Below are 20,169 nucleotides of genomic sequence, written 5' to 3'. Positions count from 1 at the left end.
TTTCTGGCGGCGCGAGGTGATCCGATTCCAAAAAGCGCGAGAGAAGGCTGAGCGGGAAGCGCAGAAGAAGAAGTGAGCGAAAAACTCCAGATCCTCATCGAAGCCCTGAACAACGCCTCCGGCCCGATCCGCGAGGTGCAACAGCAGATTGAGGCGCTGTCGAATCAGTCGTTTCTGACCCGTGACCTGGGGCGGAGTATTACGGATCTGGGCGATCGCATGACGAACACCGTCAGTCGTCCGATTCAGAACGCCCTGACCACAGCAGCTCACGCCGCGATGGATTTTGAGTCGGCAATGGTGGGCACAAATCGCGCCGTCGGAGCCGACACCCAGGCAGAAATCAACGCCACCCGCGACACCGTAATGCGCCTGTCTCAGGAGCTTGGCATCCTGCCGACGGCAATGGCTGATCTGGTAGCAGAAGCGGGCAAACTGGGCATCGCAGCGCCCCAGATCGAGGACTACAACCGCCTGGTGGCTCAGACAGGAGTTGCCTTCGACATGAGTACGGATCAGAGCGGGGCGGCGATCGCCAAACTGACCAACGTCCTCGGCTATATGGACAGCCAAGGGCGCGTAAATATTGAGGGTTTGAGGCAGTTAAACGCGACCATCGACTATTTGGGCGACTCGGGTGCAACCTCTCAGAGTGCGATCGTCAACGTTCTGGGACGGGCGGGGGGTGCTGCGCGTCAGTTCGGCTTGACCAACACCGAAGCGGCTGGGCTAGCAACGGCATTTCTGAACTTGGGGGACGCGCCGGAAGTGGTGGGCACTGCCTTGGTCGGGATGCTGCCAAAATTGCAAAACGCGACCCGGCAGACAAGTGGATTCCAGGAAACACTTGCAGAGATCGGGATATCCGCCAAAGACATGGAGTCTGCCATCAAGCAGGACGCATCGGGCGCGTTCCTCGACCTGATGGACAGGATTCAGGCAAGCGGGAACGCATCGGGCATTATCCAAGGACTATTCGGTTCTGGCTCTGATAGCGCCATGCTTGCCAAGGCTGTCAGCAACGTAGAGCAGTTCCGAAAGACCATCGAATCGGCTGAGGGCGTGGACGTTGGGCGCTTAGGGGGCAGCTTTGAAACTGCCAGCGCAACCAGCGGCGCGGCACTGGCTAGGCTCAAAACGTCGATGTCAATCCTATCGATTGAGATTGGCTCGGTGCTGCTGCCTGCGATCGCCCAAATCGCCCAAGGCATGACCCCCATCGTTCAGAAAATCGCAGAGTTCGCCCGCGCAAATCCCGGTATCGTGAAAATCGGGGTGGCGTTGGCGCTGGTGGCTGCTGCTATCGGGCCGGTACTCGTTGCGGTCGGCTCCCTGGTTTCAGCGTTTGGGGCAATTGGCGGGGCGATCGCCGGAATCAAGGGCTTCATGCTGGCGATCGCCGCCATCAAAGCGGGGGTGCTGCCTGCGATGGGACTGGCTGGGGCGCTGGTGAAAGTGGGCGCAATCATTGGGGGCATCGGGTTGGGCCCGATTGTGGCGATCGGGGCTGGGCTGGCTGCTGCCGCCTACTTGGTCATCCGCAACTGGCAGCCGATTAGCGGGTTTTTTGCAGGGCTATTTGCCAGTATTCAGAGTGCGATCGCCCCAATGGTCGCGGGCATTAGCCAGTTCTTTGCGGGCTTTGCTCAGGGATTTGCAGCGGTGATTCCGGCGGCGGCTCCGGCGATCGCCCAACTGCAAGGATTCTTTGCTGCGATGGCTCCGTCGCTGATGGTGGCAGCTCAAGGAATTGCCCAGATGGTCGCCGGGATGATGCAATTCGGGCTGGCGATCGCTCAGCTCACCCCGGTCGGTATGCTGATCCAGCAGATTGGCGCAGCGTTCAACAGTGCAGGGTTTAGCGCTGCCAGCTTTGGAGCAATGGTAGGGGGCGCGATCGCCGTCGTGGTGAGTGCGATCGCCCAAGTGATTGGACAGCTTTCCGCAATGGTGGCAGCGACCGCCGGAGCAGCCGCGCAAATGGTCGGCATCATCACCGGACTGGCGGGGCGCTTCTACAGTGCAGGGGCGCAACTGATGCAGCGACTGGCAGCGGGTATTACGGCGGGTATTGGTGCAGTGACAGGGGCGATCGGGGCGGTGGCGGCTCGCATTGCAGCAGCCTTGCCCGGTTCGCCCGTGCGCGAGGGGATTCTGCGATCGTTCAACTCGCCTGCGTCGTCGCCCGGCGCTGAGCTGATACGGATGCTGGGTCGAGGGATGCAGGCAGTCCCAGTGCAGCCGTTTATGCAATCGGCGCTGTCGCCACTGTCTACGCCGTCGGGGGGCGGGGTGCAGCCTGCGGTTTCTGGTAGGGGGCGGTGGGTTTGGCGGGTCTGTGTCGGTATCAATCACCGTGAACGTGGGTGAGGGTGCTGATGGAGGGGCGATCGCCAATACGCTTGACGAGCGACTGCGCGAGATGCTGCCCCGCCTGCTGCGTAACGAGGAATCCAGGCAAGCGAGGGTGGCTTACTGATGGCACTAGCACCCCCACCACTAAACAAACCACGCCGCCGGATCTGGGGCGTTTTGGGCAGCGTCGAGTTTGAGCTTGAGGTCGCGCCCAACTCGTTTGGGCTAAAGGAATCGACCGAGTACGCCAGCCATGATCGGATCGAGGGCAAGCCCCGGTTGCAGTGGACGGGTGACGCGCTGCATGAAGCGGATATGACGTTTCGCTGGCTGTACGAGTGGTGCGACCCAGAGCAGCAGATCAAGCTATTGCGCGACGAGATGGCAAAGCACGAGCCGCTGCGACTGGTCATTGGCTCTCGATACGTCGGCGCGTTTGTGATCCTCGACATCACCAGCAGCCTGATCGTGACCGATGAAGTGGGTCGGACACTGCAACTAGAGGCGACGGTTAAGCTTAAGGAAGCGCCACTTCCCAAAAACTTTGGGGCAAGGCGGGCGAAGAATTTTGCGCTGGTGTCACCCTTTAGAAGACGTTAACTAGCGGGGGGTTCGGGGGGCCATGATACTGCCTGTGGAGGAAGGTTGCCTGGGAACCCTGATGAAGCAGGAAACCCCAAGAGCGATCTTGGGAAGCCCGCGCTCTACCCGCTAGGGTGAGCGTCGGGAGGATGTCACGTAGGTGAGCGAGATGAGCGAATTTATCGAGTACACCACGACCGACGATGAGCGCTGGGACTGGATCGCATTCCAAGCCTACGGCGATCCCTACGGCTACGAGACGATTATCAGGGCGAATCCTGAATTCCTCGGAGTGCGATCGCTCTCTGCTGGCACGATCCTCAGGGTGCCCGTCGTGGAACAAGCCGCGCCGACGGTCGATCTGGAATCCCTGCCACCGTGGAAGCGCTAAATGGTTAGATACCCCACGTTCAGCCTCACTTACGAGGGCAAGGACATCACGGAAGACATCAAGCCGTATGTTTTGGCGATCGCCTACACTGACAAGCTCGAAGGCGAGAGCGACGAGCTAGAAATCACCCTAGAAAACCTGGATCTGCGGTGGATGAATGCCTGGTATCCCAAGCCAGGCGATCGCGTCACGCTGCGGATCGGCTATCTGGGCGAGGCGCTGATCGGCAGCAGCTTCGAGGTGGATGAACCGGAGTTCACGGGCGCGCCCGACACCCTGCGCCTTAAAGGGCTGGCAACGCCAGTGACGGCGGCGCTAAGGCAAAAAAACACGACAGCTTACGGCAATACGACACTGAGGGCGATCGCCCGTCGAATCGCTGACAAGCATAAGCTGCAACTAGTCGGCAACGTGCCAGAAATCCGACTGGAGCGGGTGACGCAGAAGGAAGAAACCGACCTGGAATTCCTGCGGAAGCTGTCTGCTGACTACGGACTGATCTTCAAGGTCGAGGGCACTGAGAAGCTGGTGTTTTTCAAAGAGTCCGACCTTGAGGCAGCGGCAGCGGCGATCGCCCTTGACCGCAAAGACCTGGCGCGATACTCGCTGAAACGGGGCACAGCCGGTACTTACAAGAGCGCTGAGATTAGCTACCAAGATCCCAAGACGGGCAGATTCATCAGCGCCAAAGTGGACGCTCAGGGCAAAGAGGTGGCAAAGGCAAAGGAGGATGCGCCCGCTGCTGGTGACGTGCTCAAAATTCGGGAGCGATGCGAGAATCGGGAGCAGGCGATCGCCAAAGCGACCGAACAACTGCGCCGCGCCAACAAGGGGCAGATCGAGGGGAATCTGGATATTGAGGGAAACGTGAGGCTTAATGCCGGATCAAACCTGACTCTGACAGGCTTTTTCGGCTTGAATGGGAAATACCAGATTGAGCAAGTACGGCACACGCTAACGAGACGCGAGGGCTATAAATCCAGTGCTGAAATCAAAGGGATCGAAGTCGAAGGGCAGCGGGAATAACAGCAGTGGTGCAAGCAGTCTGCATTTCGCTGAGATTGTGCAGGTGTTTGGCAATGGGACGGCGATCGCCCGCATTGAAGATCTCGACAATCTTGAGACGATGCCCATTCCCGTCGGGCATCACAACAGCAAGGACGATAATTTCTTCTATTGGATGCCCCGCGTCGGTCAGCGTGTAGCGGTGCTGATGGACGAGAACGCCGAACAGGGCGTGATCCTATGCGGCATCTACACCGAAAGCGACCCGCCGCCAATTACCAACCTCGACCAGTTTTATCTGAAGATTGGCGGGATTGAGATCGTGGGCGATCGGATTACGGGGGTGCTGCAAGTTGACTGCACGCGGGTTGAAATCACCTGCTCGACCGAGACGACCATAAATACAATTCCGGTGGTTTGCGTCGGGGCCCCCGATAATGACGACGAATCGTCGGGATCAGATCGCATCACGGCCAGTAATCAATTTGGTGACGCTTGATACATTTTTGAGATCGGGTGAAGGCGATCGCCATCCGTATCTTATCCGTTTCCATCCGTTCCAAAAACGACATGGCGACGCTTTTGGGAACACTCCCGACATGACCACCGCAGCTACTCATCCCGACTACAGCGCCCTGCAATCCTGGCGATCGCTCCGACTTGGCGAACTCGTGCCGATTCAACCTGTGCAGGCGTGGTGGCAGTACAAGCTCGGTGAGATTGGGAGCATTGCCGCCGATGGCGAGGATCTGGAGCAGGCGATCGCCACCATCCTGAAAACCCCGCGCGGCAACGACATCCACCGCCCTGAGTTTGCTTCTGATCTGTGGGATTACATCGACTACCCGATCCCACGAGCCACGCCGTTTGTGATTCGTGACTCGGTGGAGGCGATCGAGGTCTGGGAGCCGCGGATTGACCTCGACACGATTGAGACGCGCCCCTATGAGGGAGGCATTGAGCGGATGGCGATCGCCCTCAGTTGGCAGATCGTCGGTTCCGACGTTGTGCAAGAACTCGACGTAGTAATTTAGTGCAGGTTCTGCATGGTTCTGGAGCGCCCCAATTTTATCGACCGTGACCCCGCAAACATTGAGGCTGCGCTGATTGAGCGCTGGCAGGAAGTGTCTGGCCGGACGCTGTTTCCGGCACAAGTTGAGCGTCTGTGGCTCAACCTGCTGGCGTATGAGGAAGCGCTGCACAAGCTGGAGATCCAGTACACCGCAGAGCAAGAGCTGGTGAACTATGCAGTCGGAGTAAACCTAGATCAGCTAGGGGCGCTGGTCAGCACGCCGCGCCTGGCTGCCAGTTTTGCCAAGACGACCCTGCAATTCACCAAGGGCATCTTAGGTGAGGCGGTGAACGTGCCCGCCGGGACGCGAGTGCAGGCGACCAACGGCGTAACGTTCGAGACTGACGACAATCTGTTTATCGGTGCGGGCGTGCCGACCGGAAGCGCGATCGCCACCTGTACCCAGCCGGGGACAGTCGGGAACGGATTCACCGCAGGGCAGATCAATATTCTGACAGCTTCTGTCACAGGCATTATCAGCGCCGCCAATACGACCACCAGTTCAGGCGGGGCTGAAATCGAGGCGGACGAACCATACCGGGAGCGAGTGAAGCTTGCGCCCAACCTGTTCACCACAGCAGGATCTGTGGGGCAATACGTCTATCTGACTCGCCAAGTGAGCCAGCTAATCGTAGACGTGGCGGTGGTTTCGCCTGCGCGGACAATTGTTCAGGTCTACCCGCTGACCGCTGACGGCTCTCTCCCCTCTGAGCTACTGGACGCAATCACCGACGCGCTGACGGCAGCCGATGCCCGCCCGATCTGTGATGATGTGACAGTGCTAGCTCCGGGTGTTACTAATGTTTCCACGGTTGTGGAAGTCGTCGCGTACACCACGGCTGACCTGACAGAGCTACAGATACAGCTTGATACGGCGATCGCCCAATTTGCCGCCGCCAAAAAAGCACGACTGGGGCAAGACCTGGTGCGATCGCAGCTTGTCGCAGCCTTGTCACTGGAAGGGGTCTACAGCGTAACTGTAACCAGCCCAGCTTCTGATAGCATCGTGGGCCCGACCAACTATCTCAACATGACCGGGCTAACTGTGACGATTACAGGAACCAATGACGGATAGTCTGCTGCCTGGATCAGTCAATGACGAACGCGCCCGCATTTTTGAGGAGCTGGCGCGGCGGATTGGGGCGATCGCCCCTGGTATCGTGTCGGTCTATGACATCGACAACGTGGAATCCTCGGCACTGATTCACCTGGCGGATCAATTCAACGTGTTGGGGCTGCGCGGGTGGAACCTGGCAAGCACCGAGGCGGAACGACGGGCGCTGGTGAAAGAGGCGATCGCTCTCCACAAAAAAGCGGGCACCCCGTTTGCCGTGCTGCGAGTGATGGCGCTGGTGGGCTACCCAGGCGCAACGATGGAGGAAAACCCGCCGCTGCGCTATGACGGCTCGTGGAGCTACGACGGCTCAGAGCAGTACATTGGTAAGCGCTTAGACGGGTTTATCGTCGTTCTAGATCCCGTGCAGTCGGAGGTCAGCACCGCGCTGATCGAGTTGATTGTGGGATTGATTAACGAATGGAAAAACGCCCGCACAAAGCTTCTAGATCTGCGGATTGGTGATATCTCGCTGTTCTCCAACCTGCTGCAATATGACGGCTCTTGGAGCTACGACGGAAGTCAGGAGTACGACGGCATCAAGAATATCTAGGGAACGCTGGCAGGTAGTCAGCAGCGCTCTCACATGGTCGATATTGTCGATACTCCGTCGGGATTCGTCCCAGTCACTCGGATCGAAACATCCGATTTGGCGCTGGGTGGAAATGAGGTTAACTCGCCAAACAAGCAGCTTAAAGAGCTGGCGCGCCGCGATCGCTGGCTGAATGATCAACTGGCAGCGTTTATTGGGGTGGGTGACACCGTTGCCCAAAACTCGTTTGAGGCGTTCAAGCAGGCAGGGATCGCGGGACTGGCTCAGGGGCGCTTGACACTGGTCAGCGGAAACCCTACTGGAACAGCGGCGGGTGCGACGGTTCTCTATTACACGCCCTACAACGGGGATGTGGTGTCGCTGTATAACACCACACTGTCTCGGTGGGAGGCGTTCACATTTACAGAGCGATCGCTCTCGCTGGCAGGACTGCTAGCAAACACCAACTACGACATCTTCCTGTTTGACAACGCTGGGACTCTCACGCTTCAGGCGGTCGCTTGGACGAACGGAACGACTCGCGCAGTAGCTCTAGTGAGGCAAAACGGTGTCCTGGTCAAAAACTCGGACTTGAGGCGCTATTTGGGGACGATTCGGATCAATCCAACCGCAGGGCAGTGTACCGACGACAACACACGCCGTTTTGTGTATAACGAGCTGAACCAGGAGCCTAGACCCCTAAGCGCGAATGTTTCTGCTAGCTACACCTACGCCAGTACCACTTATCGAGCGGTAAACAACAACACCACTGTGGGACAGGGCAGGGTGGAAATCGTCACGGGTAGGACTATTGATGGGCTAGTTTCGGCTATTTTGAACGTCGCGGCGGGCGCACCCACGGGCGGGATCGCCGTCGTTCTTGATGCGAACGCACCAGGCACCGGCCTAGTCCCCGGCGTGGTGGGGCTTTATAGTATCAACACTATTGGGCAGGGCTTCATCCCTAGTGGTTATCACTTTATTCAAATGAGCGAGGCGGCGTTTGGTGGAACTGCCAGCCTCAGCAACCCCGGACTAAGAATTGATTTAAGGATGTAATAAGATGCCGAACCTGATCCAGCTTCATGAGGCGATCGCCCTTATCGCCCCTATCCACGGCGTTGCAGACACGGGGGGCGGCACATTCCGCATTGATTGGGTAGACGAACCAGCCGAGGTGCAGGAAGAGGCAGCGCAGGAGGCGATCGCCGCCTACCTTGCCCAGCCCGACCCGCCCGACTGGGATGGACTGCTTGACGATCTCCAGGACTCGGCAGCATTTGGGCGGGCGTTTGCTGCCGGAAATGAATCCGTCGCAGCCTCAAACGCTTTACAGCTTGTAATGTTGTCGCTTTCCGGAACCAAAAGATTGCCCAATCTCGTATATGGGTTCAACAACCTGAGATCCGCGATGGCGACCACTTCAGCGGGAGATTTTAGTGTCTCCGAGCTGGAGTGGATTGTCGAGCGACTGACTGCGCGCCACTTTCCCCTGGCAGGCTTCGACCTTACTTGAGTTGCGCTTGGGACTTGCTGATTAGCTTGCCATCCTGAAACATGGCGTTGGCATTGCTGAAATCAGCGTTAGTCCATTGGTACATCACGGTTTCAGTGCCCGCGATCGCACTCCGGCTGATTTCCTCGCCTTTGCCTAAGATTGCTTCGACTTCTGCCAGGGTCATGCCTGGCTGGACTTGATCAAATTCGGCTTTAGTGACGGCGGCGGGGCTGACGGATGGGGACGGTTGGGCGGCGGGGAAGTCCACTTCGCAGGCAGCAATCGGGAGGGCGATCGCCAAAATAAGGAAAAATCTAAGCATAATGGCTGTATTAGTGAATCTGTCTGTTCTTATACCAGGATGCGATCTAGCCACCCAGAGTCAAACCTGTCGATTTAGACAGTCTTGCGGTGAAAGAACAGACGTATCCTGTCGAAACTGCTAATATTCTCTCCGGGGTGCTTTGTTGACGGTAGAGCTGGAATCAGGAAATCGTGACGAGTCCAACCCAAATCCTCCTTCAGCGACTGGCTGCCAGCCCCGCGGAGTCGCAAGCACTAGGGCGCTGCATTTTCTTCCTGAATGGCGACGGACAGATCTGCGTTGAGTGCGGATGGAGCGATCGCCAAGCGGTCGTCTTAATCTTGGTAGAACACGGGCGTAAAATCACTAGTCACAGAATCCCAGTTTATATCCGAGAATCTGGACAGCTTTTCACCACGGTTGAACCGTGCTTGATCATGCAGCCGCCGTCATTTCTTGTTCCTGAAATACCTTTCACCTGGCAGCTCCCGAACCCGGAAGTCGAGGCGTGTGCGATCGCAATGGGCACTCAGGCTTGCGTCTGGAGCAGCAGCCAGTTCAATCAAGCCAGCAAGTGCAGCAGTTCCTGGGTTGGGCGAGACATCCGTCCGTGGCACATTCCAGAGGAGCTGGAGCGGTTGAATGAGGCGATCGCCACCCACAAATTTATCGATAACTTCCAGTACCGCGCCCTCAACTTTGAGAACGAGCCGATCCTGCTGACCGTGCGCGGCTGGCTGGTGCATCAGAATGGCGTGTGGCTGCGAGTGATGCAAAACCTGCACCGCGAACCGCTCTAGCGCCGGGGTGCTTTGCTGCGCTTGCTTTGAGTGCTGTGCCCGTTTTGCTTGCCGCGCCCGCCCTTTTCGATCGTGCCACCGAAAGCGATCGCCAGCGCATCGCACCACTCACGATCCAGTGGTTGTAGCGCCTGTAGTAACGTCAACTCCCCCGCCGTCGGCTGCGCCGTTCCTGATAGCAGTATTTCCAGTCGGCTCCGGGGAATTGTGCTGATTTCAGCAGCCTCGTCTAAGCCGTGGGAAGCGACCGCTTGGTTCAATAGATCGGCGGCGCATCCATAGGGTCGTGAGGGCATGGGCGCAGGGGATGGGTCGAGTCCACGGGCGATCGCCAATAGTTCCTCTGGATCAAAGCGCTGCCCGGTTTTTGGATTGGTGAGGTGAGGGGCGATCGCCAAAATGAAGTCTGGGCGAGGCTCACGGTAAACCTCGCCTGGCGCTGCTTTCAGGTTCTTCTGGATATCTCTAACAGCAGCCTCTGAGTAGCCTGCTTTTTCTGCCAACCGCCGCCCCGAGATCCTCCCCGACCGTATCTCCTCTTCGACGATCCGTCCAACGCGCTTCAGTCCCTCTGGATCATAAAATCGGCTGCTCATAATTTCCCCTTACGGGTGGGGTATGCAATGGTGCGTTTTGGATGCTGCGTGGTGGGCGGCTAACTCTAGATTACGGCGAGAATGTAAATTTTGTGTAAATGCGTAGTCAAACTCGCAAGGCGAGTGGTAGACTTCGCAAAGAACATTGCAAAAACGCAAAGCCATGATCGCCAATGACGAAAAACGCAAAGTCGCAAAAGCCCTTCTTAGTGAGGGGCTAAGCAACCCGGCGATCGCCCGCAGGCTCGGTGTCGATCAATCCACCGTATTTCGGTGGCGGCGGCGCTGGAGCCAGCAAGCGATCCAAGAGCAAGAAACTGCTTAAAAAAGAACCGCTTAGGGTTTGCTGCCCAGCGGTTCTCACGTCAACGATTGAAATTGAAACTTATGCCTAAGATATCACAAGCAGATAGCGTCCGACAGGTTATACAGCGCTACGTCAGCTCAGGCGCAGCCCTCCCCAAGCGAACCGAAATTGAAAGGGAGCTGGGGTTAGAACCCGGCTTCATTCTCAGAAACTTCTGGCTTGACCAGAGCTACAGAGAGGCGCAGCTCAGCCGCCGCAAGCCGCGGCGGGCGATCGTGGATGAAGACAGAAAGAAAGCGCTGCTGCTGTGGGCGGAACGTCGCCCCGGTGTACAGATGACGGAGCTAACCTGCATCTTTGCCGACCTGGAGCAAAAAGACCGCTTGGCGGCGGTCAATTTGCTGATAAAAGCGACAGATGGCGTAAAGCTAGAGGGCGATCGCCTGTGGCTGAAAAACCAAGGGCAGCAGCCGAGGATTGCTCAGGGTTGGAGCGATCGCCCTTGCAGAGTCCTGAAAGAGCGCGCGATCGCCCCAGTGATCGCAGAAAAACCAGTTGCAGAGGGGCGATCGCAGCAGGCTCCGCAAGCTCCAAAGAGGCGGAGCCTGCTGCGACGCGACAAGCTTGGCAGCTATGCCAGGGTGCGAGAGCAGATTCAGATCTGCCTGCGGCGGCAGGAGGTCGTCAGCGCCAGCGAGATTCTAAGACGATCCGGGTTAACCCCTAGCTATTTCACTGCTAACACAGAATTGCGGGACGAATTTCGATCCGCAATGGCAGAAATCAAAGACGGGCGGAGGACAGCATGAGCTATGTCATTCGTCACGGGCGATCGTTCTGGTTGCAGCCCAGCCCTGGCAAGGCTGTGCGGTGGGGGAGCAGGGCGACGGCGTTGACCTATGCCTCTGAAGCCGAGGCGTTCTGCGTGGCTGCGTTCTTGTTCGACACCGGGCACTACGCGCAGGGGTCATTGACAGTCGAAGCGCTGGATCAGGAGTTTGTTACCATCCCAGCCGAGCTAATGCAGCGGCTACAAGATTGCTGCCTGCGGGTGATGAACCCGTCCAAAGACCGGGACTGGGTTGAGGCGTGGCAGCGGTTTGCGCTGCTGGCTGGCGATCGCACTCAGGGCTACTTCAAGGGCAAGTCCGCGCCGGCCGGCTGCAAAGTCGTGGACGTGGATCACGGCTTGCTGAAGGACTTGCAGCTTTGCGCGGCGATCGTTGCCACGCCCCATCCAGGCGACCCGGTGGCACGGGCGGAGTTTGCTGCCAAGACCCTTCAGCTCAGCCTCAACTACTACACACCCCAGGAGATCGAATCGTGAACGTTGGGCAAGCAGTTGTACTGGCGAATGTGGTTCGGGGTGCAGGCGTGATCCTGCCTCAAGGGGCGGTGGTGGAGATTGTGGGGTTGCACAAGGGGTGCGATCGCTACTTGGTTGAATGCCAGGGGTTGAGAGCGATCGCCACTGAGAAAGACCTGCGACCTGTGCCACAGAAGGCGATTTAAGGCAGGGCGATCGCCCTTGGGGCGGCGACCTATGCGATCGCCCTTACACCCGCCCAGGATTACGAAATTTTGACCACTCTGTAAACGTTTGGAGGATAGATGGCTACGAGATTCGGAATCAACACAACATTGCCCGCTTTCAGGGCAGGAGACACCGTGTACACCCAGCTCCCGGTCAGGGGGTGCGGCGGCTGCATCCCGGCTGGGGTGCAATGCCAAGTCGAACAGGCTACCCGAGTGGCAACCGAGTGGGAATATTGCCTGAACTGGGAGGGGCGATCGGTCTACTGCGACGGAAGGGCGATCGTGGCTGTGGGTTTCAAGAGAGGTACTGCAAATGCTTAGTGAACAGCAGTGGCGGCGGCTGAAAGAAACGAGCGACGCGCAGCGGAAAGACCCGCAGAACAGGGACAAGCACAGCGCGTTTGTGGCAGCAATTCACGAAGCAGGGCGATCGCTCGGTGTGCCCAAGCTGAACAGCTACGACGCTTGGAACCGCATCATCGATCGCCTAGATGAGCTGCGGCCCGACTGGCGGGGCTACGTGCCTGATTACGTTGGCTATGCCGTGAGCAAGAGCGCATAAAAAATCCCGCCTCCGTTTGCGGCGGGGGCGGGGCTAGTGGTTGGGCTGGGAGGGCACTTGCGGCAGCCCAACCACGTTTTACTCGTCAGGCGAACTGGGATCAAACCGCAGGAAGTCGCCAGGCTGAACTTGATACGTCCGGCAAATCCTAGTCATGGAAGCGCGATCGGGTATGACCCTTCGATCTTTGAAAAGCCTACGAGCCGTGGTCAACGGTAGTCCAGTTTGTTTGTGGAATTGCCACGACGAGGTAACGCCGCGACCTGTGAGCATTTCATCTAGGGTGTTCATCAGTGCCATCAGAACTCGGTACTATAAAAATTTTAGCGCCATTTGGCGGACTAGCCAACAAATGGCATATACTGAAACAAGAAATCAGGGGGCGATCGCTCCCCGGTTTCAAGACAAAAAATTTGCCAGCGCTTGCAGACTTTGGACGGTAGGCAGCGCTGGCAGATCCCAAAGCACAAACTCCGAGGATCAACAAAATCATGTCACCAACTACTGTAAGTTTAACGCTTGGCGTTACGTCCGCAAGTCCTTTTGTGTTCGATCGCCTGCTGTACCGCGACGAGCGCTACATCCCAGAACTGCACGTCCTGAAAGCGATCGACGAGGATCTACCAGTCGGTCAGCGGCTCCACAAGATTCGCGTAGAGCTGGTGAAAGACTCGCCTCATTGCAGCTCCGACGTGATCGTGGTGCTGCACACCAACAATCCCGACCTGCGCTTTGTTCGTCGGGTGATTCGCGCTGCGTTTGGGAGCGGCGTGGCGATCGCTCTCGATTAGTTCGATTTGTAAACCGGGCGGTTGCTGTGGAGGCGATCGCCCTTATTTCTCATGCGAGTTTCCTGAAATGAGCTACGGATGGTTCAAGCTTCACCACGACCTGATTGGTGATGTAAAAATCAGGCGCTTCAGCCCTCAAGAGAAATGGGCGTGGGTCGTCTTGCTGTCACTGGCAAGTATGAACAAGGTTCGCGGCGAAATCCACGCCGACGACGAAGACATCTCGGACTATTGCGAATTTAAAACTGAGCAGGATTGGCTCTACTACCGCGACAAACTCGTTGCCAAAGGAATGGTCGAATTCACCGAATCCGGCAGGCTCCGGATCGTGAATTGGGACAGACGACAGTTTGAAAAACCGAGCGATCGCTCCGAAGCCGTGAAAGCCCGTGTTGACAAGCATCGCAGGCTAAAAAAGCAAGAAAGTAACGCCAATGAAACGCCTTGTAACGCCAATGAAACGCCTTGTAACGCCAATGAAACGCCACAGATACAGATACAGATAAAGACTACAGATCCAGATCCAGATCCAGATCCAGATCCAGAGAAAGAGGGAGATCCGGAAGGCGCGATCGCGCCATCAGAGCCAGAACCCTCCCCCACCCCACCCGCTTCGCGGCAAAGCCAAGACCAATCCGCCCTGTCAAACGGGTCGGTCATGGTTGAGCTGAAGGTTGTAGGTTCCGCCCCGCCCCGCGATCGTGTTGCCGAACGATTTGCCGCGCAGGGGCACAAGCACCCGGCAATGGTTGCTGTTGGGTTGGGTGACGCATGGGTAGGCCCAGCTTTCTCTGACTTTGCGCCGGGTGTCCTGAAAGAGGCAATCGCCCATCTGCGGAAACACGAGCTGCCGCACGAACTGGCGGATGCCAAGCGCCTTGTCTCCAACCTGGTCAGGCGCGAAGACTGGGCGGGGCTGGAAATTCTGCGAGACAAGGCGATCGCCAACGCGCCAAAAGTTTCGAGCGAAACCCCTAGCGCCGATCTCTCGCAATACCCGATCGCCCCCGATTTCCGGCGCTGGGGATACGACGATCCGCGCCATGAGGCGCTGGTTCACCTGGTTCGCAACAACGGCCGCTCAACTGACCAGTTAGGGGTGCTGTATGCAGAATATCGCCAATGGGTGCTTAGCAACCCGGTCTGGCACAAGTACCCAGACGAACCGAAAAATTATCAACTGCCGGAGGTCGGCTAGATGTTTCAAGCGCCTAGTGTCACGGTGAATGGTGGCGATCGCGCTGCCTACAGTTTCCAGAAAGGCTATAACTGCCGCTGCTGTTTCGATAGCGGCTTTGCCGTCCTGCGTCAAGCCGAGATCGATTCCGTTATGCCCAGCTACGATCCGCACCTGTCCCCGCCGATTTACTGCAATCGCCGGACATGCCACGGGCGTAAGCAGTTTGCCAGCAAGGAGGGTGAAACCGCTATTCGCTGGGATATTCCGGTGGGCGGCGCGGACTACTCCAGGGAACCGCGATGGGCGGAGTTCTGCGAGGCACTGCACTTGCAACGGCAGGCGATCGCAGTCGAAACAGATGCAGCATTTCACCAGCGCCGTCAGCGCGGCGCATCTCCTGAAAACGAGTCGGGGCTAAAGCTAAGGCAAATAGTCGATCAGGCGCGATCGCAGATTGCGGGCATGCCAAAAGCTCAGAGCTTGCCCGTCAGCCCCCGCATCATTCCCGCAGAGCCACAGCCACCGGAGGAGGTAGATGGGTTCCGAGTGGGCGATCGCGTGGTGTTCGATATCAGCGGGTTTAGCAAGTCAGAGCAAAGGGAAATCCGGCAGGAGGGATCATGCCCTTATGAAGGGCGATCGGGCACTGTGTGTAGGTTTGACTACCGAGACTATTCAGGGGCTTGGGGTATCACTGTCCGCCTTGATGACGGCACGGAGACGCCGACAAACTGCGCGTACATCTGCCGTGGGCTGGAGGTGACAGCATGACCTCGGACGACCAAATCCGATCGCTCTACGAACAGGCAACCGAAGCCGAAGCAACCGCCCTGCAAGCTGCCAAAAGCGCAGCGGCGCTCTACTTCGAGCTGGGACAGGCCTTAGCTGAGCGCAAGCAGGAAATCCAGCACGGCGCATGGATCGCCTACTTGGAGCAAATTGGCATCGACAAGCGCAAAGCCCAAAGAGCAATGCAGCTTGCCAAACGGTTCGAGGGCAAAAGCGACAGCCTGACGCATTTATCCCTAACCGCAGCCTTGGAGCAAATCCAGGAGAAGCAGGAACCCGAAGAAAAGCCCGAATCCATTGGCGAGGGCGATGAATCCTACTCGCCTCACACCCTGATGGACGACGTTCGGCGCGTGATTGGTGAAATCGACCTTGACCCTGCATCCTGCCCCAAAGCAAACGAGACGGTCAAGGCGGCGATCTTCTACGGCAAAGACGAAGACGGGCTGTCGCAGCCCTGGTCAATCGTGGGCAAAGACCAGATCACCGTCTGGGATAACGCGCCTTACTCTTTCCCCTTGGTGCAGCAGTTTAGCGATCGCCTGATTGCCGAATGGGAGGCAGGTGGTATCAGGGCGGCGATCGCCATCCGCAACAACTGCACCGACGCAGGCTGGTTTCAGCGTCTCGCAGCAGCAGCCACCGTCCGGCTTGACCTCAGGGGCAGGCTGGAGTTCTGCAACCCATACAAAAACTACACAGGCGGCAACCGCCAAGGGCAGACGCTGTTCTATTTCGGGCAGAACCCAGAGCGCTTCTACAAGGTGTTTGCAGGGCGCGGGCTGTTCTATCCGCCACAGCCAGCACCCAATGACCATCGGACAGCACCCAATGACCAGTCCGCTAAATTGCCCCCCCTAGTCTCAACCCAGGTTTACAAAAACCTAGGTAGCTCACTGGCTGAAGTCCAGGCGCAGTTTGGGCAGAATACCAGCGACTCGCCAGCAACGGCGGCGCAAGAAATCCACGGTGTCGAAGCCGAGCTGCATTACGCAATCCGTCGGGTTGTGCGAACCAACGCCTTGGACTGGGACATGGAGCGTGTGGATGCGATCGCCCTGCACCTAACAAAAACCTTTGAATTCTACGTAAGGAACAGCAGCACATGAACAGCCACTGGCGCAACGCAGCCCGCAGCCGAATCGCCGACACCTTGCTCGAATACGAAGCACAGCAAGCCTGCCTCTGCGAGCCGTTCAATTCTGCTGACGCCCTCAAAAAAATCAGCGCGGCGTATCCCTTTGGAGACCGCAAGTGGCACCCCTACAAGCAGTGGCTCAAAGAGGTTGCTTTAGCCCGCAAGTTCCTCAAAACCAATCGCCCCGCCATTGAGTTTCAACAGTGGGCTACATCTCAAGCCAAGATGCGCTCCGTCAAAGTTTCGCCCGGTCAACTTACCTTGATAGACCCATGAAAATCGAAGCTAATGCCCTCAGAAATGCGATCGCCCGCTACCGCACCAAATACCCCGGCTTTGAATGCCAGCGCCTGCTAGACGACCTAGAGCGTGAACTCCTGGACGACCCGTTGACCCAGCCCCAAAACCCGCGCCCCGTCCAACCCTTTAGCCTCGGAGACAAGTGATGCGAACCCTCAGCCTATTTGAAGATCAGCGCCTCACTCTGCAAGGCGCGATCGCCCAATCCGCCGAAAACCTGCGGCATTACGGACAGTTCTACAAGCACTGGGCGATCGCCTTTAGCGGCGGTAAAGACAGCACCGCCACGGCAACCCTGGTTCTGCACCTGATCAAAACCGGGCAAATCCCCAAGCCCGAAAGCCTAACCCTGCTCTATGCCGACACCCGTCAAGAGCTTCCACCGCTTCACTTCTCAGCGCTGCGAGTCTTGGACTTTGCCAAAGAACTCGGCTTTGATGCCCGTGTTGTACTACCGGAAATTGACAAGCGGTTTTGGGTCTACATCCTGGGACGGGGCGTGCCACCGCCAAACAACGGCACACTGCGCTGGTGTACGCGCCAAATCAAGGTAGACCCCATGACCCAAGCACTTGCCGACGTGCGATCGCAGTTAGATGAGGGCGATCGCCTGCTGATGCTCACAGGCGTTCGACTGGGTGAGAGCGCAGCCCGTGACCAACGAATCGCAGTGAGCTGCACCAAGGACGGCGGCGAGTGTGGACAGGGCTGGTTCCAGTCGATGACCGCAGACCGCACCGACACTCTTGCCCCTATCCTCCACTGGCGGGTCTGCCACGTCTGGGACTGGCTAAACTTTGAAGCTCCGTTTGAAGGCTACCCAACGGAAATGGTTGCCGAAGCCTACGGCATGGTCGAGAGCGATGGCGAAGAGGCTTTGTCAATGCGGACGGGCTGCGTCGGCTGTCCGCTGGTATCTGGCAATGAGGATGACGCTCTAGCGCGGCTGATCAAAAACCCAAACTGGGCTTACCTGGCCCCACTGCAACGAGTGCGATCGCTCCATCGCCAAATGCGCGATTTCCGTCATCGCCTCCGCAAAGACGGCAGCGAACGCAAGGCAGACGGAAGCTTGGTCAAAAACCCCGGTCGAGTCGGGCCGTTGACCCTAGAGGCGCGATCGCATTTCCTTGAGCAAGTTTTGGCGATTCAGGATGAAGTGAACGCCCTGGCAGGCGATCGCCCTCACGTCAGCCTCATCAACGACGAGGAGGAAGCGCGTATCAGAAAGCTGATCGCCCTCAAGACCTTCCCCGACAAATGGGACGGCTCCGAGCCAAACGGTGCAGAGTTACTGCCGGAGGTCTATCAAGATGGGTCGGTTCAGAACCTGCTATTCACCCTCGCCTAAGCATCACGCCCGATACGACCCCTTGCAGCGACTAGAAAGACCGATGGAACTAGAACAGCAACTACAGCAGGCGATCGCCCTCCTGCAAGAAGCCAAAACCCAGCTTGATTACATGGAATCGCGGATGGATGCCATGCAACAGGCGATCGCACAGATAGCCCCCACGCCTGCCAGTGCTGAGCGGCGCTTGCTTACCGCAGCTGAGGCAGCCCCACTACTGGGCTACCCTAGTAGCGACATGTTGCGCCGTGCAATTCGCTCTGGCAAATTCAGGATAGGTATTGAGATAGTAGATGATCGTGCCCCGGGCGCAGCAAGACCCGTCTACAAAATTCACCTTGCCCGCGCCCTCGAATGGCTGGCGCTGCCAGTTCACCAGCGAGAGGTAATGCTGGGTAGGCGGCGCAGGAGGGCGGGCTAAATAGATCAACACTAGATCAGTCAAAAAGTGCGATCGCTCAAACTACTGCTATTTCTGGCTCCTGGCAACCAGTAATGATTCTGACACAAACCCCTAGAAAAGCCCGCCTAAAAGCGCCGCAATCCCCAGGAATATGAGCCTTAGCCCTTTTGGGCAATGATTCGGGCGATCGCTCAAACCTTTATCGACAAGGATATAGATTCATTAAATAAGCGTCCGCTAGATCAAATCTAGATCAGTGTGGTTTTATGGAAAAAGCGCAGCGGGTCACGTCGCTGCGCTTTTGCTTAATTCATTGATCAGCACTTCCATTATGCCTCGAAAGCTGACTGTCGAGGGCATCAACGCCGCGTTGAGCAATCCTGAAACAGGTGTTAGGTTGCTGCTGCGCGGCGATAAGCTTGCCCTGAGAGCTACCCTGCCCCCACGTCCCGGCTCTGCCAGAAATCGCCCTGCCCAGACAACGATCGCCCTTGGAGTCTACGCCACCCCAAGCGGACTGGAGTACGCCCGCGCCCGCGCCTTTGACCTGGCTTCTGAGCTGTCTCGCAGCGCCTTTGAATGGTCGCACTGGTCGGCGATCGCTCTTGCTGGACAGGTTGAAACAGCGGCGCACTGGATCGATCGCTACCATCAGCACCGTCTACTCACGCTCAGCGAAGACAATTGGCTAGATTACGACTGGCGGTTTTTCAAGCGGATTCCGGGCGATCGCCCTCTCACTCAGGAGCTACTTGCTGTTACTCTCAAGCACTGGCAGATACACAGCCCTGCCCGCGAAATTGCGATCCGCAAGTTTACCAAGCTAGCTGCATTTGCTCAAATTGAGTGCGACCTGTCGCCCTACAAGGGCAAGCCTGCAGTTAAGCGGCGCGACCTGCCGACCGATGCACAGATTCAGCAAGTGATCGACTCTATCCGCCGTCGCGACTGGCAGTGGATCGTGGGGGCGATCGCCACCTACGGATTACGCGACCACGAGGCTTGGATGTGCCACATGGTTGAGATTGATGGAATGCTGTGGTGCAGGGTTGACGAAGACACCAAGACCGGGGCGCGGGATGTGCCGCCACTTTACCCGGAGTGGGTTGATCGATGGAACCTGCGCGAAGTCGAACGTCCGGTCTTCCCTGTCCGTAAAAAGCGTGACTACAGCGCCCGATGCGCTGCCCAGTTTCGCCCTGGACGCTGGGATCTGGGTTTCCCCCTTTACGCGCTGCGCCATGCCTGGTGTGTTCGTGCGTCAATCACTTTCAAGTTGCCCGACCGCACCGCCGCAGACTACGCAGGGCATTCGACCAAGCTACACGCTGATCTTTACCAGCGCTACGCCCGCCCTGAGCAGCACAAGGCCGCTTATCGAAGGGCGATCGCTGATGGGCCAGCCGCGCCTGAGTGATTTATTCCTGATGAGCAATACAGCCCTTTCAGTCCATCGCCAGAGCACCTGGCGATCAAACCTTTTCCCTCCATCCAGCGGAGATATTGAAAGAGCGTGTTTTTCGCTTTTTTGGTGCGCCTGGCTAGCTGATCGGAGTCCAGCCC

General features: G+C 57.7%; 28 protein-coding genes. 25 read left to right on the top strand and 3 right to left on the bottom strand.

Going from position 1 to position 20,169, the window contains the following annotated elements; genetic code table 11:
• The first annotated feature begins 72 nt into the window (after positions 1 to 72).
• The 10 genes from IGS51_RS16605 (at position 73) to IGS51_RS16560 (ending at position 8,567) form a co-directional block, all read left to right on the top strand.
• Complete coding sequence (locus IGS51_RS16605; protein WP_297079933.1) at positions 73 to 2,370, top strand: phage tail tape measure protein; 2,298 nt, start codon at positions 73 to 75, stop codon at positions 2,368 to 2,370.
• Positions 2,371 to 2,478: 108 nt separating this feature from the next.
• Positions 2,479 to 2,955, top strand: coding sequence for a phage tail protein (locus IGS51_RS16600; RefSeq protein WP_297079932.1), 477 nt, complete (start codon positions 2,479 to 2,481; stop codon positions 2,953 to 2,955).
• Between the two features lie 151 nt (positions 2,956 to 3,106).
• Positions 3,107 to 3,328 (top strand): tail protein X, encoded by a 222-nt coding sequence (locus IGS51_RS16595; protein ID WP_297079931.1) that lies wholly within the window; start codon positions 3,107 to 3,109, stop codon positions 3,326 to 3,328.
• Positions 3,329 to 4,354 carry a phage late control D family protein gene (locus tag IGS51_RS16590; RefSeq protein WP_297079930.1) on the top strand — a complete coding sequence of 342 codons (1,026 nt, stop codon included), beginning with the start codon at positions 3,329 to 3,331 and terminating at the stop codon, positions 4,352 to 4,354.
• 43 nt (positions 4,355 to 4,397) lie between these two features.
• Positions 4,398 to 4,832: a hypothetical protein gene (locus tag IGS51_RS16585; RefSeq protein ID WP_297079929.1), complete on the top strand. Its 435-nt coding sequence runs from the start codon at positions 4,398 to 4,400 to the stop codon at positions 4,830 to 4,832.
• A gap of 100 nt (positions 4,833 to 4,932) precedes the next feature.
• Entirely contained in the window at positions 4,933 to 5,367 is a 435-nt protein-coding gene (locus IGS51_RS16580; protein ID WP_297079928.1) for a GPW/gp25 family protein, read from the top strand.
• A 12-nt stretch (positions 5,368 to 5,379) separates the two neighbouring features.
• Complete coding sequence (locus tag IGS51_RS16575) at positions 5,380 to 6,480, top strand: baseplate J/gp47 family protein (RefSeq protein ID WP_297079927.1); 1,101 nt, start codon at positions 5,380 to 5,382, stop codon at positions 6,478 to 6,480.
• Positions 6,470 to 7,072, top strand: a complete 603-nt coding sequence (locus IGS51_RS16570) for a phage tail protein (RefSeq protein WP_297079926.1) — start codon at positions 6,470 to 6,472, stop codon at positions 7,070 to 7,072. Before IGS51_RS16575 ends, IGS51_RS16570 begins: the two co-directional genes overlap by 11 nt.
• Before the next feature lie 33 nt (positions 7,073 to 7,105).
• Complete coding sequence (locus IGS51_RS16565; protein WP_297079925.1) at positions 7,106 to 8,110, top strand: hypothetical protein; 1,005 nt, start codon at positions 7,106 to 7,108, stop codon at positions 8,108 to 8,110.
• A 4-nt stretch (positions 8,111 to 8,114) separates the two neighbouring features.
• Positions 8,115 to 8,567, top strand: coding sequence for a hypothetical protein (locus tag IGS51_RS16560; protein WP_297079924.1), 453 nt, complete (start codon positions 8,115 to 8,117; stop codon positions 8,565 to 8,567).
• Here IGS51_RS16560 and IGS51_RS16555 read toward each other — a convergent pair.
• On the bottom strand, positions 8,560 to 8,871 hold the full coding sequence (locus IGS51_RS16555; protein WP_297079922.1) for a hypothetical protein: 312 nt from the start codon (positions 8,869 to 8,871) through the stop codon (positions 8,560 to 8,562). The two genes, IGS51_RS16560 and IGS51_RS16555, sit on opposite strands and share 8 nt — an antisense overlap.
• 173 nt (positions 8,872 to 9,044) lie before the next feature.
• Here IGS51_RS16555 and IGS51_RS16550 point away from each other — a divergent pair, with 173 nt between their 5' ends.
• Positions 9,045 to 9,653 carry a hypothetical protein gene (locus tag IGS51_RS16550; RefSeq protein ID WP_297079920.1) on the top strand — a complete coding sequence of 203 codons (609 nt, stop codon included), beginning with the start codon at positions 9,045 to 9,047 and terminating at the stop codon, positions 9,651 to 9,653.
• On the opposite strand, the gene IGS51_RS16545 is transcribed toward IGS51_RS16550, so the two are convergent.
• Positions 9,650 to 10,249, bottom strand: coding sequence for a hypothetical protein (locus IGS51_RS16545; RefSeq protein ID WP_297079918.1), 600 nt, complete (start codon positions 10,247 to 10,249; stop codon positions 9,650 to 9,652). The genes IGS51_RS16550 and IGS51_RS16545 overlap by 4 nt on opposite strands.
• A gap of 145 nt (positions 10,250 to 10,394) precedes the next feature.
• Here IGS51_RS16545 and IGS51_RS16540 point away from each other — a divergent pair, with 145 nt between their 5' ends.
• The 5 genes from IGS51_RS16540 to IGS51_RS16520 all read left to right on the top strand — a co-directional run bounded on the left by IGS51_RS16540 (position 10,395) and on the right by IGS51_RS16520 (position 12,654).
• On the top strand, positions 10,395 to 10,574 hold the full coding sequence (locus tag IGS51_RS16540; protein WP_297079916.1) for a helix-turn-helix domain-containing protein: 180 nt from the start codon (positions 10,395 to 10,397) through the stop codon (positions 10,572 to 10,574).
• A gap of 62 nt (positions 10,575 to 10,636) precedes the next feature.
• A complete protein-coding gene (locus IGS51_RS16535; RefSeq protein ID WP_297079914.1) occupies positions 10,637 to 11,365 on the top strand; it encodes a hypothetical protein in 729 nt (242 codons plus the stop codon).
• Positions 11,362 to 11,883: a hypothetical protein gene (locus tag IGS51_RS16530; RefSeq protein WP_297079912.1), complete on the top strand. Its 522-nt coding sequence runs from the start codon at positions 11,362 to 11,364 to the stop codon at positions 11,881 to 11,883. The genes IGS51_RS16535 and IGS51_RS16530 overlap by 4 nt, the downstream gene beginning before the upstream one ends.
• Positions 11,880 to 12,068, top strand: coding sequence for a hypothetical protein (locus IGS51_RS16525; RefSeq protein WP_297079911.1), 189 nt, complete (start codon positions 11,880 to 11,882; stop codon positions 12,066 to 12,068). The genes IGS51_RS16530 and IGS51_RS16525 overlap by 4 nt, the downstream gene beginning before the upstream one ends.
• Positions 12,069 to 12,405: 337 nt before the next feature.
• Positions 12,406 to 12,654 carry a hypothetical protein gene (locus tag IGS51_RS16520; protein WP_297079909.1) on the top strand — a complete coding sequence of 83 codons (249 nt, stop codon included), beginning with the start codon at positions 12,406 to 12,408 and terminating at the stop codon, positions 12,652 to 12,654.
• Between the two features lie 78 nt (positions 12,655 to 12,732).
• Here the strand turns inward: IGS51_RS16520 and IGS51_RS22405 are convergent, their stop codons facing one another.
• Entirely contained in the window at positions 12,733 to 12,927 is a 195-nt protein-coding gene (locus IGS51_RS22405; protein WP_367279364.1) for a helix-turn-helix domain-containing protein, read from the bottom strand.
• 218 nt (positions 12,928 to 13,145) lie between these two features.
• Here IGS51_RS22405 and IGS51_RS16515 point away from each other — a divergent pair, with 218 nt between their 5' ends.
• The 9 genes from IGS51_RS16515 (at position 13,146) to IGS51_RS16475 (ending at position 20,023) form a co-directional block, all read left to right on the top strand.
• Positions 13,146 to 13,445, top strand: coding sequence for a hypothetical protein (locus tag IGS51_RS16515; protein WP_297079907.1), 300 nt, complete (start codon positions 13,146 to 13,148; stop codon positions 13,443 to 13,445).
• Positions 13,446 to 13,512: 67 nt separating this feature from the next.
• A complete protein-coding gene (locus IGS51_RS16510) occupies positions 13,513 to 14,643 on the top strand; it encodes a hypothetical protein (protein WP_297079905.1) in 1,131 nt (376 codons plus the stop codon).
• The gene (locus IGS51_RS16505) at positions 14,644 to 15,396 is read left to right on the top strand and encodes a hypothetical protein (protein ID WP_297079903.1); all 753 of its coding nucleotides are present in this window, start codon (positions 14,644 to 14,646) and stop codon (positions 15,394 to 15,396) included. It abuts the gene before it with no gap.
• A complete protein-coding gene (locus IGS51_RS16500; RefSeq protein WP_297079901.1) occupies positions 15,393 to 16,523 on the top strand; it encodes a DUF3102 domain-containing protein in 1,131 nt (376 codons plus the stop codon). The genes IGS51_RS16505 and IGS51_RS16500 overlap by 4 nt, the downstream gene beginning before the upstream one ends.
• Positions 16,520 to 16,828, top strand: a complete 309-nt coding sequence (locus tag IGS51_RS16495; protein WP_297079899.1) for a hypothetical protein — start codon at positions 16,520 to 16,522, stop codon at positions 16,826 to 16,828. Before IGS51_RS16500 ends, IGS51_RS16495 begins: the two co-directional genes overlap by 4 nt.
• On the top strand, positions 16,825 to 16,998 hold the full coding sequence (locus IGS51_RS16490) for a hypothetical protein (RefSeq protein ID WP_297079898.1): 174 nt from the start codon (positions 16,825 to 16,827) through the stop codon (positions 16,996 to 16,998). Before IGS51_RS16495 ends, IGS51_RS16490 begins: the two co-directional genes overlap by 4 nt.
• Positions 16,998 to 18,203, top strand: coding sequence for a phosphoadenosine phosphosulfate reductase family protein (locus IGS51_RS16485; RefSeq protein ID WP_297079896.1), 1,206 nt, complete (start codon positions 16,998 to 17,000; stop codon positions 18,201 to 18,203). The genes IGS51_RS16490 and IGS51_RS16485 overlap by 1 nt, the downstream gene beginning before the upstream one ends.
• Positions 18,204 to 18,246: 43 nt before the next feature.
• Entirely contained in the window at positions 18,247 to 18,624 is a 378-nt protein-coding gene (locus IGS51_RS16480; protein ID WP_297079894.1) for a hypothetical protein, read from the top strand.
• A gap of 313 nt (positions 18,625 to 18,937) precedes the next feature.
• Complete coding sequence (locus IGS51_RS16475) at positions 18,938 to 20,023, top strand: hypothetical protein (protein WP_297079892.1); 1,086 nt, start codon at positions 18,938 to 18,940, stop codon at positions 20,021 to 20,023.
• Positions 20,024 to 20,169: the final 146 nt, after the last annotated feature.

Origin of the sequence: Thermoleptolyngbya sp. M55_K2018_002, from assembly GCF_015295965.1 — a bacterium.
In the GTDB taxonomy this organism is placed as follows: Bacteria; Cyanobacteriota; Cyanobacteriia; order Elainellales; family Elainellaceae; genus Thermoleptolyngbya; species Thermoleptolyngbya sichuanensis.
Note: the sequence above shows the minus strand (reverse complement) of the source record. Positions and strands in the feature narration are given on the sequence as shown.

Coding starts and splice junctions, on each gene's coding strand:
- IGS51_RS16480 (WP_297079894.1), top strand. CDS start 18,247: ATGGAACTAGAACAGCAACTACAGCAGGCGATCGCCCTCCTGCAAGAA.
- IGS51_RS16535 (WP_297079914.1), top strand. CDS start 10,637: ATGCCTAAGATATCACAAGCAGATAGCGTCCGACAGGTTATACAGCGC.
- IGS51_RS16500 (WP_297079901.1), top strand. CDS start 15,393: ATGACCTCGGACGACCAAATCCGATCGCTCTACGAACAGGCAACCGAA.
- IGS51_RS16595 (WP_297079931.1), top strand. CDS start 3,107: ATGAGCGAATTTATCGAGTACACCACGACCGACGATGAGCGCTGGGAC.
- IGS51_RS16530 (WP_297079912.1), top strand. CDS start 11,362: ATGAGCTATGTCATTCGTCACGGGCGATCGTTCTGGTTGCAGCCCAGC.
- IGS51_RS16590 (WP_297079930.1), top strand. CDS start 3,329: ATGGTTAGATACCCCACGTTCAGCCTCACTTACGAGGGCAAGGACATC.
- IGS51_RS16510 (WP_297079905.1), top strand. CDS start 13,513: ATGAGCTACGGATGGTTCAAGCTTCACCACGACCTGATTGGTGATGTA.
- IGS51_RS16555 (WP_297079922.1), bottom strand. CDS start 8,871: ATGCTTAGATTTTTCCTTATTTTGGCGATCGCCCTCCCGATTGCTGCC.
- IGS51_RS16580 (WP_297079928.1), top strand. CDS start 4,933: ATGACCACCGCAGCTACTCATCCCGACTACAGCGCCCTGCAATCCTGG.
- IGS51_RS22405 (WP_367279364.1), bottom strand. CDS start 12,927: ATGCTCACAGGTCGCGGCGTTACCTCGTCGTGGCAATTCCACAAACAA.
- IGS51_RS16600 (WP_297079932.1), top strand. CDS start 2,479: ATGGCACTAGCACCCCCACCACTAAACAAACCACGCCGCCGGATCTGG.
- IGS51_RS16505 (WP_297079903.1), top strand. CDS start 14,644: ATGTTTCAAGCGCCTAGTGTCACGGTGAATGGTGGCGATCGCGCTGCC.
- IGS51_RS16575 (WP_297079927.1), top strand. CDS start 5,380: ATGGTTCTGGAGCGCCCCAATTTTATCGACCGTGACCCCGCAAACATT.
- IGS51_RS16520 (WP_297079909.1), top strand. CDS start 12,406: ATGCTTAGTGAACAGCAGTGGCGGCGGCTGAAAGAAACGAGCGACGCG.
- IGS51_RS16475 (WP_297079892.1), top strand. CDS start 18,938: ATGCCTCGAAAGCTGACTGTCGAGGGCATCAACGCCGCGTTGAGCAAT.
- IGS51_RS16485 (WP_297079896.1), top strand. CDS start 16,998: ATGCGAACCCTCAGCCTATTTGAAGATCAGCGCCTCACTCTGCAAGGC.
- IGS51_RS16565 (WP_297079925.1), top strand. CDS start 7,106: ATGGTCGATATTGTCGATACTCCGTCGGGATTCGTCCCAGTCACTCGG.
- IGS51_RS16560 (WP_297079924.1), top strand. CDS start 8,115: ATGCCGAACCTGATCCAGCTTCATGAGGCGATCGCCCTTATCGCCCCT.
- IGS51_RS16570 (WP_297079926.1), top strand. CDS start 6,470: ATGACGGATAGTCTGCTGCCTGGATCAGTCAATGACGAACGCGCCCGC.
- IGS51_RS16490 (WP_297079898.1), top strand. CDS start 16,825: ATGAAAATCGAAGCTAATGCCCTCAGAAATGCGATCGCCCGCTACCGC.
- IGS51_RS16515 (WP_297079907.1), top strand. CDS start 13,146: ATGTCACCAACTACTGTAAGTTTAACGCTTGGCGTTACGTCCGCAAGT.
- IGS51_RS16545 (WP_297079918.1), bottom strand. CDS start 10,249: ATGAGCAGCCGATTTTATGATCCAGAGGGACTGAAGCGCGTTGGACGG.
- IGS51_RS16495 (WP_297079899.1), top strand. CDS start 16,520: ATGAACAGCCACTGGCGCAACGCAGCCCGCAGCCGAATCGCCGACACC.